At 61.0% G+C, this 16288-nt stretch carries 17 protein-coding genes and 1 pseudogene; 7 read left to right on the top strand and 11 right to left on the bottom strand.

Annotation, left to right across the window (positions count from 1 at the left end; genetic code table 11):
• Window positions 1-31 precede the first annotated feature (31 nt).
• From SIN04_RS02120 to SIN04_RS02130, 3 genes are all read right to left on the bottom strand, one after another.
• Window positions 32-1006, bottom strand: a complete 975-nt coding sequence (locus SIN04_RS02120) for a PDR/VanB family oxidoreductase (protein WP_134493011.1) — start codon at window positions 1004-1006, stop codon at window positions 32-34.
• 233 nt (window positions 1007-1239) lie between these two features.
• A complete protein-coding gene (locus SIN04_RS02125; RefSeq protein ID WP_341263905.1) occupies window positions 1240-2229 on the bottom strand; it encodes an ABC transporter substrate-binding protein in 990 nt (329 codons plus the stop codon).
• Between the two features lie 68 nt (window positions 2230-2297).
• Complete coding sequence (locus SIN04_RS02130) at window positions 2298-3665, bottom strand: MFS transporter (protein ID WP_341263906.1); 1368 nt, start codon at window positions 3663-3665, stop codon at window positions 2298-2300.
• A 340-nt stretch (window positions 3666-4005) separates the two neighbouring features.
• On the opposite strand from SIN04_RS02130, the gene SIN04_RS02135 reads away from it, so the two are divergent.
• From SIN04_RS02135 to SIN04_RS02155, 5 genes are all read left to right on the top strand, one after another.
• Complete coding sequence (locus tag SIN04_RS02135) at window positions 4006-4902, top strand: LysR substrate-binding domain-containing protein (protein WP_341263907.1); 897 nt, start codon at window positions 4006-4008, stop codon at window positions 4900-4902.
• A 240-nt stretch (window positions 4903-5142) separates the two neighbouring features.
• The gene (locus SIN04_RS02140; protein WP_134493019.1) at window positions 5143-5415 is read left to right on the top strand and encodes a hypothetical protein; all 273 of its coding nucleotides are present in this window, start codon (window positions 5143-5145) and stop codon (window positions 5413-5415) included.
• Between the two features lie 124 nt (window positions 5416-5539).
• A complete protein-coding gene (locus tag SIN04_RS02145; RefSeq protein WP_134493021.1) occupies window positions 5540-6592 on the top strand; it encodes an aromatic ring-hydroxylating dioxygenase subunit alpha in 1053 nt (350 codons plus the stop codon).
• 160 nt (window positions 6593-6752) lie between these two features.
• Window positions 6753-7985, top strand: coding sequence for a cytochrome P450 (locus tag SIN04_RS02150; protein ID WP_134493023.1), 1233 nt, complete (start codon window positions 6753-6755; stop codon window positions 7983-7985).
• A gap of 166 nt (window positions 7986-8151) precedes the next feature.
• Window positions 8152-9135, top strand: coding sequence for a SphA family protein (locus SIN04_RS02155; protein WP_134493025.1), 984 nt, complete (start codon window positions 8152-8154; stop codon window positions 9133-9135).
• A 153-nt stretch (window positions 9136-9288) separates the two neighbouring features.
• On the opposite strand, the gene SIN04_RS20185 is transcribed toward SIN04_RS02155, so the two are convergent.
• The 3 genes and pseudogenes from SIN04_RS20185 to SIN04_RS02165 all read right to left on the bottom strand — a co-directional run bounded on the left by SIN04_RS20185 (window position 9289) and on the right by SIN04_RS02165 (window position 10264).
• Window positions 9289-9567: a hypothetical protein gene (locus SIN04_RS20185; protein WP_423135972.1), complete on the bottom strand. Its 279-nt coding sequence runs from the start codon at window positions 9565-9567 to the stop codon at window positions 9289-9291.
• 138 nt (window positions 9568-9705) lie between these two features.
• Window positions 9706-9937 (bottom strand): annotated as a pseudogene (locus SIN04_RS02160) (reverse transcriptase domain-containing protein); the annotation flags it as partial.
• A 189-nt stretch (window positions 9938-10126) separates the two neighbouring features.
• Window positions 10127-10264 (bottom strand): hypothetical protein, encoded by a 138-nt coding sequence (locus SIN04_RS02165; protein WP_244606037.1) that lies wholly within the window; start codon window positions 10262-10264, stop codon window positions 10127-10129.
• Here SIN04_RS02165 and SIN04_RS20190 point away from each other — a divergent pair.
• The gene (locus SIN04_RS20190) at window positions 10217-10498 is read left to right on the top strand and encodes a LysR substrate-binding domain-containing protein (RefSeq protein WP_134493028.1); all 282 of its coding nucleotides are present in this window, start codon (window positions 10217-10219) and stop codon (window positions 10496-10498) included. The two genes, SIN04_RS02165 and SIN04_RS20190, sit on opposite strands and share 48 nt — an antisense overlap.
• 63 nt (window positions 10499-10561) lie before the next feature.
• Here SIN04_RS20190 and SIN04_RS02170 read toward each other — a convergent pair whose 3' ends face one another.
• Genes SIN04_RS02170 through SIN04_RS02185 form a run of 4 tightly spaced genes read right to left on the bottom strand, consistent with a single transcriptional unit; the run spans window position 10562 to window position 13859 of the window.
• Window positions 10562-10774 (bottom strand): hypothetical protein, encoded by a 213-nt coding sequence (locus SIN04_RS02170; RefSeq protein ID WP_341263908.1) that lies wholly within the window; start codon window positions 10772-10774, stop codon window positions 10562-10564.
• 2 nt (window positions 10775-10776) lie between these two features.
• Window positions 10777-11337 (bottom strand): ACT domain-containing protein, encoded by a 561-nt coding sequence (locus SIN04_RS02175; RefSeq protein WP_322847405.1) that lies wholly within the window; start codon window positions 11335-11337, stop codon window positions 10777-10779.
• Window positions 11338-11367: 30 nt separating this feature from the next.
• On the bottom strand, window positions 11368-13728 hold the full coding sequence (locus SIN04_RS02180; RefSeq protein WP_322847406.1) for a hypothetical protein: 2361 nt from the start codon (window positions 13726-13728) through the stop codon (window positions 11368-11370).
• Window positions 13614-13859, bottom strand: a complete 246-nt coding sequence (locus SIN04_RS02185) for a hypothetical protein (protein WP_244606038.1) — start codon at window positions 13857-13859, stop codon at window positions 13614-13616. Before SIN04_RS02185 ends, SIN04_RS02180 begins: the two co-directional genes overlap by 115 nt.
• Before the next feature lie 409 nt (window positions 13860-14268).
• Here SIN04_RS02185 and SIN04_RS02190 point away from each other — a divergent pair, with 409 nt between their 5' ends.
• Complete coding sequence (locus SIN04_RS02190) at window positions 14269-14985, top strand: GntR family transcriptional regulator (RefSeq protein WP_134493030.1); 717 nt, start codon at window positions 14269-14271, stop codon at window positions 14983-14985.
• Window positions 14986-15248: 263 nt separating this feature from the next.
• On the opposite strand, the gene SIN04_RS02195 is transcribed toward SIN04_RS02190, so the two are convergent.
• Window positions 15249-16280 (bottom strand): 3-carboxy-cis,cis-muconate cycloisomerase, encoded by a 1032-nt coding sequence (locus SIN04_RS02195; protein WP_134493032.1) that lies wholly within the window; start codon window positions 16278-16280, stop codon window positions 15249-15251.
• Window positions 16281-16288: the final 8 nt, after the last annotated feature.

Raw genomic sequence — 16288 nt, forward strand, 5'->3', positions numbered from 1 at the left:
GCAACGCCAACGCTACGAATCCGACAGCCTGCTAAAGATCAAGTACAAGAAGATCTGTCTTCGATCGTGAACAACATGGCGTAAACTTGTCATTACGCACATGTTCCTGATCGGTCATGAAGCTGTCCCGGTGGTAGGGCACGCCGCTGAGTACGCGAGTGAGACAGGTCCCACAGATGCCCTGCTCGCATGACATTGGCACCTCAACGCCGTTTTCCGCCAAAACTTCGATGACCGAGCGGTCGGCGGGGACGGTGAATCGAGCTCCCGAGCTCGCAAGCTCAATTTCGAACGGGCGATTTTGCCCGGGCTGCGCTTCGGCGACGGCGGCGGCGGCGGCGAAATATTCCCTGTGGAGCCGTAGGGGATCCCAGCCGGCCGACGCCGCCGCTCCCATAACGGCGTTGATGAAGCCGCTCGGTCCGCAAACATAAAGATGATCACGCTCCCCCTTTTGTTTCACGGCGTCGGCCATATCGATCAGCGTCGCGGGAGCCTCGTCGAAGTGAAAGTGAACGCGATCGGCGAAGGCCGACGATTGGATGCGGTCGAAAAAAGCGGTGCGGCGCAGGCTGCGGGCGCAGTAGTGCATCTCGAACGGCGTATGGACAACGGCGAGGCGCTCGGCCATGCACAGGATAGGCGTGATGCCGATGCCGCCGGCCATGAGGACGACGCGCTCCGCCGCGGGATCGAGAGCGAAGAGATTGCGCGGCGCGCCGACTCTCAACTCTGCGCCAACTTGCACGGCGTCCGTCAGGGTCGAACTGCCGCCGCGCGAGGCGGGCTCGCGCAATACCGCAATCAGGTAGCGGTTCGGTTCACGCGCGTCGTTGCAGAGGGAATATTGCCGAACAAGGCCAGGCTTCACCTCCACGTCGATATGGGCGCCGGCGCTGAAATGCTCCAGCGGCGCGCCGTTCGGATCCGCCAGTTCGAAGCTGGTGACGTCCTCGGCCTCGGCCGTTTTCGAGACAACCTTCAATGTCCTCCAGGATTCCGGCATTTGTTCCTTTCCTCGATAATTGCGGCCGCGCGGGCCGCGGGCCTGATCGTCAGGGGTTTCGGCCGGCCGCGAGTCGCATAAGGAACCGCCCGGCGTTTTGCGCAGGCGGCGACTTGTCATCGGCCGGAGGGCGGCAGGTTGCTGACTCAGCAGCGCAACGCTGTCCTCATCGCAAGCGCAAAGAAAACCCATCGGCGGATTGAGCTCTGTCCGACCCCGGCGTCATCCGCCGCCTAGATCTTGAAGCTCTCGACGCTGGCGGGATGGAAGAGATCTTCGATCGACGCCCGTTTCGGTGAAAGCCCTTGCCGATGGTGATAGTCCAGGAACTTCTCGAGCGTCTGACGATTTGCCGCTACGCCATAGGGCCAGAAATCCTGCCCGAAAATTTCCTGGGCGCGCTTGATGTATTCTTCCAGGAAGGGCAAGGTCACCTTGGGCGCCGCGGTGTCATTGAGGCGGGCCGTCGCGTTATCTTTCGCGATCCCGAACGCTTTCACCAAAGAGGACGCCAGCCACGGATGCCGCTCGACGAGCGCTTTTCGTACGCCGAGGACGTGCATGATGGGAAAGGCGTTGGTCAGCTTGAAATAGTCCTGCCCGCCCTGCAGCGGATCCTGAAACAGCCAGGCGATGTCCGGATTTCCTTGCGAATAAACGGAAGGCCGCCGCGGCGCGATCATCGCGTCGATCGAACCTTCGACGAGCAACTCGCTAAGTGATTTGTCCGCGGGGGCGTCCGTCATCCTGACGTCGGACGGCATTTGAAAGGCGAGCTTCTCCGCCCGGCCCGGCTGCTCGATTCCGCCTCTGACCCATTCGATCTCCGACCAGTGGACGCCGAACTGCTCTTCGAGCAGGCCCCGGATCCACACGCAGGCCGTGAGCTGATATTCCGGGCAGCCGACCCGGCGTCCCTTGAGATCCTCCGCCGTCTTGATGCCGCTGCTTTTCCTGATGTAGATTCCATTATGTCGGAAAGCGCGCGACAGAAAGATCGGCAATGCGACATAAGACGCTGCGCCGGAGGCAAGCTGCAGGACATAACTGCTGAGCGACAATTCGCAGACGTCGAACTCCTGAAGCTTGAACGATCGATAGAAGATCTCCTCCGGCTCAAGCGCGAGATAGGTTGGCGCCGCTCCATCGATGGGCACGCGGCCGGACAACAGATCCCTCGTTCTGTCGTAATCTCCGATAGCGACAGAGATCGAAAGTTGCACAATAAACCTCCTCATAGTCCTGGATGCTGACGTGGCCGAGTTCTCGCACCGCGCCCGGCGTTTCGCGTTTATTCCGCCAAGGCGCTATGGCGCCGCCGCTCGGCGAGCGAGCCGGAGTCTGCGCCGCGCGTATAGCGCCGGAGCGTTACGATGAACAAAGCGGCGATCAAGCAGGGAACCGCAGCGGCGAAGAAGATCGTCGCGATTGTAGCCTGCCGGGAAACCAGTCCGCCAAGCAGAAGCGGTCCCACGATCTGACCAAGCCGTCCCATTCCCATGCCCCAGCCGATCCCCGTTGAGCGCATATTGACCGGATAGAGCGACGCCGCGAGCGCCAGCAGGCCGGAAGAGGCGCCGCCGACGAAAAAGCCGGCGAGCGCCGCTGTCAGGCCGAGCAATGGCTCGCTGGCCGTGGAGCTTCCGAACGCGGCCAAGGCTATGGCGCCGGCGACGAAAGCCGGCGCCAATACCTTGAAGGCCCCAAACCGATCCAGCAGATAGCCAGACAGCGTGGTGCCGACGACGCTGCCAAGATTGTTGGCGGCAATGATCAGCGCGCCCATCGACAACGGAATGCCGGCGCTTTTGAGCAGAGAGGGAGTCCAGGCCGTGACCGTCACTAGGATCATGAAACCCATGAAGAAGGGGACGCCGAGGAGCAGGGTGCGCGGCGCGCGTCCCTCCGTGAAAAGCCCGCGCACAGGCGGGGCCGTCTCGGGCGGATTTTCCGGGAAGGCGATCGAGGCGCTTTCCGGAATCGGCGTCGGCGATATTCGGTTAAGAACAGCGACGACCGCGGCTTTGTCGGTGCCGCGAGAGGCCATGAAGTGCAGCGACTCCGGTAGCCAGATCGCGAGCAATCCTGCAATCAAAAGCGGCGTGACGCCGCCGGCCACGAAGACCGTCTGCCACCCGTAATGGCTTATCAGGTAGGAGCTGGCGAAGCCGCCGACGAAGCCGCCGAATGGGAACGCTGCGAAAAGCGCAGTGATCGTCAGGGACCGGAGCCTCTTTGGAGAGAATTCGGCGCTGAGTGCGAGAAAGCTCGGCGTCGCGCCCCCGAGTCCGAGACCGGCGAGGAAGCGCAGCGCGAGCAGGCCCTGGAATGACCTGACGCCAATCGTCGCCAGCGTAAAGCTGGCGAATAAAATGCAGGCCGCCACGAGAAGTCGCTTGCGGCCGAAGCGATCCGCCAGCGGGCCAAACGCGAAGGCGCCAACGCTGGCGCCTAACAGCCCGGCGGAAAAGATCAGTGAAAACGACGAAATCGGGATTTCTATCGCCGACGCAACCAGCGGCGCGACGTAACCGATCGCTTGCGTGTCGAAGCCGTCAAGCGCAGCGACCAGCGCGCATAGAACAAAGACCCTTAATTGAAAAATCCCGACAGGACTTTGATCGATAATTCCGGAAGGATTAATCACGGCGTCAGCCAAATGCATGCTCCCTTTGTGTTCGCCTCCGGCGCAACTGATAAAGCCGGCGCGCGGCGCCAAACAGCCTCGCTCGCGACTTGACATCGCGACCGCCGCAAGGTGGCCTCGCCGGAATATGTTGACAATGGTGAAGACTGGGAGCGCTTTACTTCTGGTGTCTGGGATAGTTCACGCGCATCTCCTCCTTTAAGCTTCCTCCGGGCGAGACTTGTTGTTATCTCTACCCATTAGCGGCGACCGCCCTCTACCGGGTGGCTAGACCGCGGATGGATAGTGCGTGCTAATCGCCGGCAAACCTAGTCGCCAATGTCAAATAAGGTCATCACAAAACGGTATGCCCATGGACTCGCGCCACCTTCCTCTCTTCCTCGCCGTAATGCATTACCGCTCTATTGGCCGCGCCGCCGCGAGCCTTGACATGACGCAGCCGGCGGCAAGCCGGATTTTGAAGAAGCTGGAAAGCGAGGTCGGCGCGATTCTGTTTGAACGGCATTCCGCCGGCGTCGTGCCGACCATCTACGCCGAGTGCCTGCTACCCTTCGCCGAAGAGGTTATCAGCAACAGCCGCACGGCGCTCGAGGAGGTCGCCGCGCTGAAGGGCAACGGCGTGTCGATTGCGCGGGTGGGAGCCGTTGCGAGCATAGCGAGCTCCTTCCTGCCCCGCGCGGTTGATCGCCTGTTGAAGCGATGGCCCAACCTGCGCATCCAACTGCTCGAAGCCGTGGACGACCAATTGAGCGACGCCCTCGCGCGCGGCGACATCGACATCGCGATCGCCGGGCGCATGCAGCATAACGAAGTTCCATTTTCACGCCCGAGCATGCTGTCGGACACGCTTGCGGTCATCGCCACGCGCCATCATCCGCTGTCCGGGCAGTCCGAGGTGTCCCTCCCGGATCTATTGCGCTTTCGCTGGGTGCTCCCGCCGCGGACCACATTGCCGATGCAGGAATTTCAGCGGCGTTTCCTGGTCGCCGGCCTCTCGCCCCCGGCGGCGACCGTCGAGACGCGCTCCGTCAGCGCCATCCGCGCGCTCGTCGCATCGACCGACATGCTGTCGTGGCAGCCGCGCGCCATATTATCGCTGGACGGCGCCTCGGGCCGCATCGTCGAATTATCGACGCCGGAGCTTATGTGGAAGCGTCAGTTCTATGTCTTCAAACGGCAGCGAGGCCTTCTCGCGCCGGCCGCTTTGAAACTGATTGAGGAGATGCGCGCGATCTCGCGGGAATCCTAAATTCCGCGAGACCGCGACCCCATCCCGACAGACTTCAGTTGCGGGCGCGCGGGCTGCGAAAGCGCTCCCTTATCCCATCGGAACCAATAGCGCCGTGGCGCCGTTCCCGCGCGGTCATATCGATCCGGCATGACCTGCACAGATTTTTACATTAGCGGTCTTCTAAGCTGAGTGACATCATTCAAAGCGCAAACAGTCCGACGCCAACGCTGCAAGAAGGCTGAATCCGGTGGGAGAAACATGCGTCAGATCTATCAGGCCGCGGGCCGAACGTCCATGGCGGCCTCCGGCGGCGAACCCGCCGACGACGCGGCATATGCGTTTTGTCTGGGGGATGTCGTGATACGCATTCGTCTGCGCGACGGCAGAAGCCTGAGCGGCAAGATGAGGAGTTTCTCGCGCCTCGATCATCGGCGCGAAAGCGGCGCCGTTACAGTCATGAGCGCAGAATCCGGCCTCGTCGACATTCCGTTCCATGAAATTTCCGAGTTCCGCATCCCCGCCAGATGGTGAGCGCGACGCCGCTATCATGAACCGTCGTCAAGCCCTTCAATTGTGACGACAGCCCTTAAATTATTCGTATTTGAGCCTGGCGCCGGTTCGGGCGGCCGGACATCTGTGATGATGGAGCGTCGAAATGAACTATCTGCGAAACGCCTGGTATGTCGCCGCCGCCGCGGCCGAGGTGGTTCGCGAACCGTTCCGGCGCATCATTCTCGAGGAGCCCATTGTCCTCTACAGGCTCGAGAGCGGCGAGCCCGCCGCCTTGTTCGACAGATGTCCGCATCGGTTCGCGCCATTGTCGCGAGGCCGGCAGATCGGCGACGACCTGCAGTGCATCTATCATGGGCTTCGGTTTGATAAGGCCGGAGTCTGCGTTCTCAATCCGCACGGCAGCAAGTCAATTCCGCAGACGGCCCGCGTGAAGAGCTATCCGCTTTACGAAAAGTACGGCTACGTCTGGATCTGGCCGGGCGACCCGGCGCGCGCCGATCCGTCGTTGATCCCGGAATTCGATTTCCTTGAAGACAAGAAGAGCTTCAGGACGGTAAGCGGATATTTGACCATCGACGCCAATTATCAGCTCGTCGTCGATAATCTTCTTGATCTGAGCCACGTCGAGTTTCTGCACCCGATGTTCGCGCGGAAGGAAGGCGTTGATTCGCACCGGACGGAATTCAGTCAGGAAGGCAACGCCATTTATTCGAGGCGATTGAAGTCCAACAGTTCGCTCAACGATTTCGCCCGGCTGTTCTGGACCTCGCCGTCGGAGAAGGGCGATGGGCGCGCCAACATGCGCTGGACCCCGCCGTCGTTGCTTTATTTTGACCTGGGCGTCACGGAAGTTGGCGCGCCCGTCGCGGAAGGCGTGTGTACGCCCGCCGCGCATCTCCTCACGCCCGAGACCCCATACCGCACGCATTACTTCTGGTCTCAAGGGCGCAATCGCAAGCTCGATGACGAAAAGCTTGACGAGATTTTGCATAACTCGGTCCATCGCGTGTTCACCTATGAAGACAAGCCGATCATCGAAGCGCAGCAGGAAGAGATGGGCGAGCAGACGGACCTCATCGCGATGCGTCCTGTTTTGCTTGAGCCGGACATCCCGGGGATCCGGGCGCGGCGCGTGTTAGGCCAACTTATCGACGAGGAAGAGCAGGCGTCGGCCACGCCTCGCAAATCCGCATGATGCGGCGGCTGATATTGCAAGGCGGCGCAGGCCCCGGATTGGTTTGCGCCCCCTAACATAAAAAAACTTTCCGATGGCTCCGGCCTCGGCCCCAATAGCGAGGAAATGTCGTGTTTCGAAAAAGACAGGAAGACTCCCATTCACCGCGTGAGGCGCGGTCATGACGAAGGGCGTCGCAACCTATATTGCGAGCGATCCGCATCCGGGCGTTCCGCGCCTTGACGTCGATCCGTTCAGCGAAGCGTTTCTCGCTGATCCTTACTCTCATCATGAGAATCTTCGCGCGGCCGGCCCGGTATTCTGGCTGGAGCCCTACAGGATTTACGGGAGCGCTCGGCACGCGGAGGTCAGCGCCGCCTTGAAGGACTATGAGACCTTCTGTTCGGCGCGCGGCGTCGGGCTCGCGGATTTCGCGCGGGAAGAGCCGTGGCGGTCGAAGTCATTGCTCCTTGAAGCCGATCCGCCGCTGCACACGCGCACGCGCGGAATGATGAACAAGGTCGTGACGCTGGCGGCGCTGATGAAGGAATTGCCTCTGTGGCAGGAGAAGGCGGATCAGCTGGTGGACGAACTGCTCCAGCGCCGGAGCTTCGACGCCGTAACCGATCTTGCCGAAGTCTATCCGATGCGCGTCTTTCCCGATCTGATCGGGCTGCCGCCCGAGGGCCGGGACAATCTCGTTCCTTACGGGACGGCGACCTTTAACGCCTTTGGCCCGCGCAATGCGCTCTTCGAGGAGACAATGCGCGATGCGAAGGACGCCATGTTGTGGGTGGCCTCCTCCTGCAAGAGAGAAAATCTGGCGGACGAGGCCTGGGGCGCAAAAGTCTATCGGACCGCGGAAGCAGAAGACTGTTCTCCCGCCGAAGCAGAGCTGCTCGTTCGCTCATTTTTGACCGCCGGCCTCGACACGACGATTAACGGAATCGCGCATTTGATGCTCGCGCTGGCGTCCCACCCCGATCAATGGAGGAAGTTGCAGGCAAATCCGAGCGTCCTCGTAAAGAACGCGTTCGAAGAATCTCTGCGATGGGATTCGACCGTCCAGACATTTTTCCGCACGACGACGCGCGAGGTCGAGTTTGGCGGCGCGGTCATCCCGAAGGACGCGAAGATCATCCTGTTTTTAGGAGCCGCCAACCGCGATCCGCGGCGCTGGAACGATCCGGAATCATTCGACGTAGAGCGGCAGGCGGCGGGTCATGTCGGCTTCGGTTTCGGCATACATCAGTGCCTTGGGCAAATGATCGCGCGGCGTGAGGCCGAAGCTGTGCTCAAGGCCCTCGTCTCCCGCGTCGCCGACATCCGGATCACCGGCGCCACATCGCGCAGGCTCAACAATACGCTTCATGCTCTTTCGCATCTTCCCGTCGAAATAACGGCCCTTCCCTAGGAGGTTGTTGTCAGGCGTGGACGCGAAAGGATCGTGTAAACATCGATTTCGTGCATTCAGATAACTTCGAATGAATATTTGGCCAATGACATGGCTAATGCCAACGCCACAGAAGATGGCGACAAAATAAACGGTAATGAAATAAAAACATACGGGGAGTGAATCGATGATAAAGAAGCTTCTTATTTCGGCGACTCTGCTTGTTGCGAGCGTACTCGCGGCGAACGCTGGTGAAAGTATAATTCCGATTACGCCGCCGGGGGGAACCGATCTAAGCCAGGCGCTTCTCCCGCCGACGGGCCTCTATTTCGGTTTGGTTACTATTCCATTTAATCGAAACGACTATCTGTTTGGCATAAATGGCAAGCCTGTTCCGTCCGCACAAAACTTGAAGATATCGGCTCCGATCAACGCTGGAGTGCTATCTTATGTTTATCCGTTCGACGTTTTTGGCGGATCGCTCAAAACGTCGGTTGTGCTGCCGGTCGAACATCTTTGTTTTGATATTATCGCAGTGGCTGAAAAGGGGTGCGTCGCGGGCCTTGCCGACACCTATTCGGATCTTTTCTACTGGAGCAAAAGTCTGGGGTTGGCGGGCGTAACACCAGGTAAATTGCCGCTCCAATATGGTCTGACTTTCGCCGGAGGCATGGCCATAAAGGCTCCGACTGGCGCCTATACCCCGTCGAGCCCGCTCAATGTCGGCAGCGGCTCCTGGGTCGCGATCCCGAACTTTGCGCTGACATACACAACGGGACCGAACTGGTCCATCGGCGGCGATAGCACCGAAGTGAGCGCGCGTCTCTTCTACGGCGTGCCGTTTACAAACCCCCGGCGCCTGGGATCGAATCTGCCTGGCTATACGTCGGGCAATCTCATCAACGTCGACTGGAGCGTGTCCGAACGCTATGGCCCCTTTCGCCTCGGGGTCGCCGGCGCCTATGAAACCCAGGTTTCCAATGACACGACAGTGGGCGGGATCCCGAAGCCTCATGGAAATCGCTTCAACCTTTTTGAAATTGGCCCCGTCGCCGAATATATGCTTCCGGGCGGCGTCGTGCTCAAAGCTAAATATCTCAGAGTCGTCGCCGCCCAGAACAACGCCAATGAGCAATTTTTTTATCTGAGCCTGGGCATGAAGATTTTCTAAGCGCCCGATTCCTGCACATTCTTTTGCAGATGCATGACGAGAACAAATGGGGTTCCTTCGCAATCGAGGAGGGACTCCGATGGGATCTCGATCATGGGAAAAAGCAACCAACCCGTACTGGTCAGAGCATGTTGAGGCCTGGTACCGCGGTCATCAGGACGTGGAGGATATTGCCGCCGGCGCAAGCTTTCTCGTGTGATTTTTGAGCGATGGGCACGCCATCTGGTGAGCGCTGAGGATCTCCGTAAACGTGTGGATCGTCAGTGCTTCGCTTTTGATTTTGGCGTTGTTCAGGAACTCGGAATAGCTGGCGTCGTGCCGCTCGCCGCTGAAATGTGATATGTCGTTGCGCAATTTTGCGCACGTGCGGCAGAACGCCCGCGGCCTTTTCTCATCGAGGCCCAGCGGCAATGCCTTGAAGACCTCGAACAGGCGTTGTTCGAGCGACGGCTCGTGCGCGTGTTCAAGGCGCTTCGCCGACTATCGCTTGTCGCTGGCATCATCGATCTTGTCGAGAATCCGCTTGACTTTCGCGGCGATGGAGTCCGAGCCACCACCTTTCTTGCGGTGAGTCTTGCCCCGATGAAGTTCGAGATTGCAGGCCTGGAACCGTTCCCCGATGCGATCAAGCACGTATTCCGCCTGACGTAGGCTCTTGCAGTGAAGCACGGCGTCAATCGGCGTATCGGGCGAACCGAACGCCGGGCAGATGCTGCGTCACCCAGAGATCGAACGCATAGTGCAGGAACGGATTGGCCAGGATCGGCGAAACGATGCCGCCTTGCGGCGTGCCCTTGTCGCGTGCCTGAAGCTAATCGCCTCCACAGAATAATTGTTTGGCGACGTCACTCTGCCAGAGCGCCGGTCGCTATCAACCTCCCCATGGGATCTGACAGTCGACCGGCGTTCTGAAAGCCTGACCCTAACAAAGGTGCGCCGACACCGATGGTTTTATGAGAACCAGGACGCGCGGATCTCCATCTTGGCCAGCCTATGCGCCAAGGCCGGATACGTTGTCGCAGACCGACCAGATGCCGTGGTGCGGCAACGCGGCCGAAGCCAGGAACTTGTCGAAAGGACGATGCACGACCTCGGCCTTCATCGCCGCATCCAGCTGCAGTCCCCGCATTTCGCGAGCCTGCCAATGCTGATTTCAACGACCAACTTGGTCAGCATTGTCCCGAGAGCGGTCGCGACATCGTTTTTGGAGCCCTCAAGGCTCCAGATCCTTGAACCGCCCATCGCCCTCCCCGACATTCCAATTGCTTACCACTGGGCAAAAAGATCTCAGCATGACCCGGCGGTTTCCTGGCTCGTGGCCTTAGTCGAGGAACTATTCCTGGGCCGGGATCCGACACAATAGCGAAAGCAGACGATCTCGTACGGTGTTGCCCTTTCCGTCGATGATTTTTGTCATCATCACCGGTTACCGGAAAACCACCGTGCGCGCGCCGGTCATCAGAATCCGGCGTCCCGCATGCCATTTAACGGCGCGAGCCAGGACCACAGCCTCGACGTCGCGGCCAGCGACAACAAAGTCCTCAGCCGTCATGGAGTGTCGGACCCGCTGCACGTCCTGTTCGATGATGGGGCCTTCGTCGAGATCGTCGGTCACGTAGTGGCCGGTGGCTCCGATCAACTTCACGCCGCGGGCACGATCAGCTCGACGCCGCGTGCCTTGGCGATTCTATCAATCTGGGCTTCCTGCGGCGTTTTCGTGCCGGCGCTAACCGGCAGGTGATCCCACGACAGCCCGGCCGACTTTACCAAGCCCTCGAAATCCGGATGGTTGGAGACCACCCCGACAATGTCGATGGGCAGAGCGCCGATGCGGTGGCGGAAGATCAGATCGTTCAGGCAATGACCGAGCTTGGACACGAGCACTAAGGTCTTCACCTTGGCGGCGGCGTCAAAGAAGCCGGCCTTGATCTCGTAGCGCTCGACGAGCGGTGCGAACGCCTCGCGCAATGCATCGAGGCTCGCGCCCGACCGGGGCTGAAACGCGTTTCGGAGGAAGAATCGGCCGTTGTCGGCATCACTGAACTGGGAGCTTTCAACAATGTTGCAATTGTGGGCGAGCAGGAACGCCGCCACGTCGGCGACTACGCCGATCCTGTCAGGACACGAGACACTTAGAATGTATGTCGGCGGCGCGGACTTTTCCACCGTGGAGGCGCCACGAGCGACGGTTTCGGTATCCATATTAACTATCCCGGTTTGGAGGCGATGGACTTAGCGCCCGTATTGCTCCGCCCACTGAACTGACTTGGCGAGACTGCCGAACGTGAAGAAATGAATCCCGGATATGCCGAGCGCGGGGTTCGCGGCGGCTGCGTCGGCGACCTCTGTCAGCAGCGCTTCCGGCGTTTCTCCGGACAGGGTTTTGGCCGCGAGATCTCCGTGTCCCTTGAGGAGACGGACCGAATTTCCGACGCCGCAAATCAGGGCGAATTTCAGCAGCAACGCGCGGTTGGTCGGCCCTGCGACGCCGACTCTATAGGGCGCTGTGACGCTTTCCTGACGGATCGTTTCGGCAAACCGGACGATCGGGTTCGCGTCAAAACAGAACTGGCTCAGGAGCGTAACTTTGAGCCCGTCCCGCGCCGCGATCGCAAGCTTTCGGCTGCGAGTGTCCTTGAGGCACTCGTCCGCGATCTTGGGGTGCCCTTCGGGGTAACAGGCGATGAAGATTTCGCGAATGCCGAATTGATGCATCAAGCCGGTCTGTAGCAGTTGCAGGCTCGACGAATATTCACCCGCCGGCCGGTCGCGGTCACCGCCTATAGCCAGGCACCGATCGATATCGGCTTCCGCCGCGAACTGGGCCAACAGCGATCTCAATGCGCGCTGGTCGGTGATATTCCGCGCGACAATGTGCGGAACGGGAGTAAGGCCCGCCCGCCTCAGCCGGGCGGCGGTCGCGACGACGTCGGCAACCTTGCTATTGGGCAGGGCGGCGACGAACACCTCCGTCCCCTTTGGCAGGATGTCCAGGGCGAGATCGACCGACCGTTTGTCGGCGGCGGTCAGTTCGACCGAATATCCGCCAAGCAGCGTCTTCAGCGCGCCAGTGTACGCGCCGTGATCCGCGGCGCCTTGGACATCCGTCTCGAATCGCATCTGGAACTCCACTTTCTGTCGCGGCGACGCCGGCACCGCTCGCGCGCAGTACTTACGGCAGGCAAACACCGGCGCTTTCAAATCTTTGATATCGATTGAGCTCCAGGTGGCCCGCGGCCGCCGCCGCCGCCGGCGCCGAAGAGGAAGCGGTCCGCCACGAATTAGCCCTGGTGAGGGGGGTCGCCCTGCCCGCGTGGCGCTAGCCACGGCGGCGTATTTCATTTTGCGGACGGCTTCGGCGTAGGACGCCGGCGCCACCGTCACGCGGACTTCGGTCTGGCGGTGCCGTTCGACCTGGGGCTTGCGCGATCCGCCGTCCGTCTCGCCCCAAGTGAGCGTCAATTCGGCGCCGATCTCGGCGTCCTCCAGGTTCATCATCGCCAGCGACAGGAATTTGGCCTCGTTGGCGCTATAGCCCACGAAAGTCGACAAGCCCGCCAGCGCTCCGTCCGGACGGCGGACGGCGTCGTACTGCTGATAAGCGTAGGACGAGCATGGCGTGCGCAGCAGCCTGAAGGCCGGCCCGGGCTCCTGCAGCGAGTTGAAGATGCGCGACACATCCTCCTTGTTCCAGATCAGCGTCCGCCGCGTTCGCTTGGGCTGCTCGGCCATCTTTTCCAGGGCCGCGCGGCCAACGAAGTCGTGGTCGAAATTCATGCGGCGGTCGACCGCGAGATCCCACGGCGTCACATCGTAGTCCTCCAGCCGGTTCGACACGAAGCTGCCGCCCAGTTGAGCGCTGGCCTCCCACGCACTGGCCGGCAGCCAGCGCCGATAAGCCTCGAGCTTTTCGCTGGTGAAGATCGCCGGGAATGGCGACGCCATCCAGCCGCTCTCCGACGGCGTGCTGAAATAGGCCAGGGTGCCGCCCTGCCTGAGCCCATGCTTGCGGCCGACATCGAGAAGGGCGGCGCGAACCGCGGCGCCGTCTTCGTAGCGGCCGGACAATTCGACGCCCTGGTGGCCCGCCATGCCATGGCGCAGCGCCATCGCTTCGCAGCCCGCAATGCGGATTTTCGCGGTGCCGAAGAACTTGATCTCCGGAGCCTCTCCCTCGATCGCTTCAGCGAAGATCTTGCCAGCGTTGGGGCCGTCGATGCCGAACCGGAATTTGACGCGCTTGCCGGACGGATTGCCGGCCGTGTGGTTGTCGCGCTCGATGGCCACGTCGAAGCCGCCGGTCCGGGCGTTGTACTCGACCCAGTTGAGAAGCGGCATGCCGCTGACCAGTTCGAAATCCTGCTCGCCGTGGCAGTACATCAGCGTCTCGCCGATCACATAGCCTTCGTGATTGCAGGCGATGAATTGTTTCGCCTTGCCGGGGACGAAGTTCTCGAAGCTGTTGACGCCGACGCCCTTCAGCAGGCGGTGGCGTCCGGGCCGCGCAGAAACAGCTCCGGCATGTGATGCGACTGGTCGAACAAGATTGCGGCGTTGCGCCAGGCGCGCTGCTCGTCTATCCAGTTCGAGCATTCCAGCGGCACCGGGGTCAGGCCGCCTCTCGCTTTCACATGCGGGGCCAAGGTGTCGTTGTAGAAATAATCCACGAGATCAGGCTTCGACCGGAGTTGTTCCTCCAGCGATATCTGTTGCTCAACACCCATGTCTCGTTTCCATTTGTGCTTCGATGGTTTGACGTCGCTCGATGCCGTTCCGCAGCGACGCTCGCTCGGATCCCTGCGATTGCTGCGGATGTATCGCCTTCTGTCCTAAGTCGGCGAGAGAGCGAGCGCGGCGGCCTGCCCTATAGGGCTTAGTCGCGCGCTGACGCTCTCAAATCATCAGAACATATTGTACGATATTAATGTCGGACAATGTTGGTAAGCCTTTTGTTCTCTCGGGGCGATTCAGGCCAGGACGCCGAACAATCCCCGACCATCGAAAACCCTTGACAGTCTCTCCACCGGTCACCACACAGCGGTTGACGTCCATGGCGCGGCGCTGCGTGGGCCGACGACCTACCTGCGGGATCCTCGGCTGGACCGGTTTTGACTGAACATCCGGAAAGGACACATGGCGGACCCCAACATTAAGGGCGAACAGGTTTCCCACGCCGACGGGCAGCCCGCTTCGGCGCATGTGGTCAACGTGATCAAAGCCGGTATTCGCGATGGCCGGTTCGCGCCCGGCCAGCGGCTGATCGAGAAGGAGCTCATCGAAGAATGCGGCGTTGGCCGAGGTTCGATCCGCGAAGCCTTACGCCTGCTGCTGGCCGATGGAACGATCACTATCGAACTGCACCGCGGGGCCGCCATTCGCCGGTTCACGCGCGAGGAAGTGTGGGCCCGGCACCAGATTCGCGAGGTCCTCGAAGGGCTCGCCGCCTCCCTCGCCGCCGCGAATATTGCGACCACCCCGTATCGCGCCGAATTCCTGGACATGGACAAGGCGCTGACCGCAGCCGTCGAGCGCGACGACCGCCCGCATTACCTCCAGTTGAACTATCGCTTTCACGAGATCGTCGTTCTGATGAGCGGCAATCCCGAATTGCAAAGCCACATCGACCGGACGCAGACCAATCCTTTACGGCTGCACGCCGCGCGATTCATGACCGCGAAAGGCATGCGTCGCTCCACCAACGAGCACCGTCTCATCATAGACGCGATCCTGGTCGGCGATCCGGAAGCGGCCGAAGCGGCGATGAAGGCGCATATCCGCGGAACCCGCCGCACTTTCGTGGAGATGCCGGACCATATTTTCGCACGGTCCCAAAAGCCCGAGCGCCGGTAAGCCGCGCGGCCCAGTTGGGCCGGCGCCTGCACTGCGCGGGACATCAGGCGCGCCCCCAGCGTACCGCCCAATGTCGCTCAAAGGGCGGCAGAAGTTCGAGTTCGTCGCCCATATTCCATAGGCTCGGCGTTGGCCGCATGGCGAATCTGGGTTCACCGATTCTTGGCGAAGGTTTGGCGACGCCATCCGATCATCGCGCACACGCAAATTGAATCAAACCCTATTAGCGACGCCCAGACGCAGTCTGTTCACGACTATCAACGCTAAGAACGCGCTCTGAATTTCAGACCGCCACAAAGTTCCAACGCGTGGCGAAGGCCTGCCGCGGTTGCGACGACCATCTGTGGCAAGGTGACCCACTCGAGGGTCCAGGCGGCGCCGGAGCGCTCGTTTTCATGGACGACGGCCTGATGCAGCGCGCCGAGAAGGCCGGCGTTGAAGCGGGCGAACGCGACGAGAAATTCGGCGGCGACGGGATTGGATTTATGCGGCATGGCGGACGAGCCGCCGCCTGTAGCGAGCATGATCGCCCCGACCTCGTTTTGCGCCATCAGCGCAATATCCTGCCCCATCTTGCCAAGCGTGCCGGACAGGAGCGAAAGCCAGGAGCCGATCTCCGCAATCCGGTCGCGCTCTGAATGCCAGCAGGGCGCGGCGCCGATGCCAAGGCGTTCGGCAAGGTTTTGGGCGATCGCTTCGCCACGGCCTTCAAGCCCGGCGCGTGTTCCGACAGGGCCGCCGAATTGGACCACAAGCACCCGGGGCCGCAGATCGTCGAGCTGCGCACGTATGCGTTTGAGAGGATCTATCCAGGTCTTTAATTTGTCCGACGCCGTGAAAGGCAACGCCTGCTGCATGCGCGTATGCGCCACGAGAGGTATCGCGCCATCGCGCATGTTGATCGCGGCCAAGGCAGCAATCAGGCTGTCGAGCCGAAACGCGAGACGTTCGAGCGCCTGTTTCAAACGTAACATCAGGCTGGTGTCGATGACGTCCTGGCTGGTTGCGCCGAAATGCAGGAATTCGGCATGAGGCGCGCTGACTGCCGCACGCAATTGCCGGACAAGGTCTGGAACGATCATGCCGTCTTTGGCGACGCCTTTCGTGAGCGCTTTCCAGTCCGGCTCGAAGCCTGCGCAGCACTTGGCGATGCGCAGGGCCGCGGCCTCCGGGATGAGGCCGACGGCCGCTTCGGCCTCGGCGAGAGCAACTTCGAAAGCGAGCATGGCCGAGAGATCGGCGAGGTCGGAAAAGAATGTTTCGACCTCGTCGTCCTCGGCGACGCCGTTAAGCATACGCCCAT

The organism is Methylocella tundrae (assembly GCF_038024855.1).
Classification (GTDB): Bacteria; Pseudomonadota; Alphaproteobacteria; order Rhizobiales; family Beijerinckiaceae; genus Methylocapsa; species Methylocapsa tundrae.

Bases quoted from the DNA above. Each gene is read 5' to 3' on its own strand.
- SIN04_RS02135 (WP_341263907.1), top strand. From the start codon at position 4,006: ATGGACTCGCGCCACCTTCCTCTCTTCCTCGCCGTAATGCATTACCGC.
- SIN04_RS02155 (WP_134493025.1), top strand. From the start codon at position 8,152: ATGATAAAGAAGCTTCTTATTTCGGCGACTCTGCTTGTTGCGAGCGTA.
- SIN04_RS02175 (WP_322847405.1), bottom strand. From the start codon at position 11,337: ATGGATACCGAAACCGTCGCTCGTGGCGCCTCCACGGTGGAAAAGTCC.
- SIN04_RS02190 (WP_134493030.1), top strand. From the start codon at position 14,269: ATGGCGGACCCCAACATTAAGGGCGAACAGGTTTCCCACGCCGACGGG.
- SIN04_RS02140 (WP_134493019.1), top strand. From the start codon at position 5,143: ATGCGTCAGATCTATCAGGCCGCGGGCCGAACGTCCATGGCGGCCTCC.
- SIN04_RS02195 (WP_134493032.1), bottom strand. From the start codon at position 16,280: ATGCTTAACGGCGTCGCCGAGGACGACGAGGTCGAAACATTCTTTTCC.
- SIN04_RS02145 (WP_134493021.1), top strand. From the start codon at position 5,540: ATGAACTATCTGCGAAACGCCTGGTATGTCGCCGCCGCCGCGGCCGAG.
- SIN04_RS02180 (WP_322847406.1), bottom strand. From the start codon at position 13,728: ATGCTCGAACTGGATAGACGAGCAGCGCGCCTGGCGCAACGCCGCAAT.
- SIN04_RS02150 (WP_134493023.1), top strand. From the start codon at position 6,753: ATGACGAAGGGCGTCGCAACCTATATTGCGAGCGATCCGCATCCGGGC.
- SIN04_RS02185 (WP_244606038.1), bottom strand. From the start codon at position 13,859: ATGGGTGTTGAGCAACAGATATCGCTGGAGGAACAACTCCGGTCGAAG.
- SIN04_RS20190 (WP_134493028.1), top strand. From the start codon at position 10,217: ATGCACGACCTCGGCCTTCATCGCCGCATCCAGCTGCAGTCCCCGCAT.
- SIN04_RS02120 (WP_134493011.1), bottom strand. From the start codon at position 1,006: ATGCCGGAATCCTGGAGGACATTGAAGGTTGTCTCGAAAACGGCCGAG.
- SIN04_RS02165 (WP_244606037.1), bottom strand. From the start codon at position 10,264: ATGCGGGGACTGCAGCTGGATGCGGCGATGAAGGCCGAGGTCGTGCAT.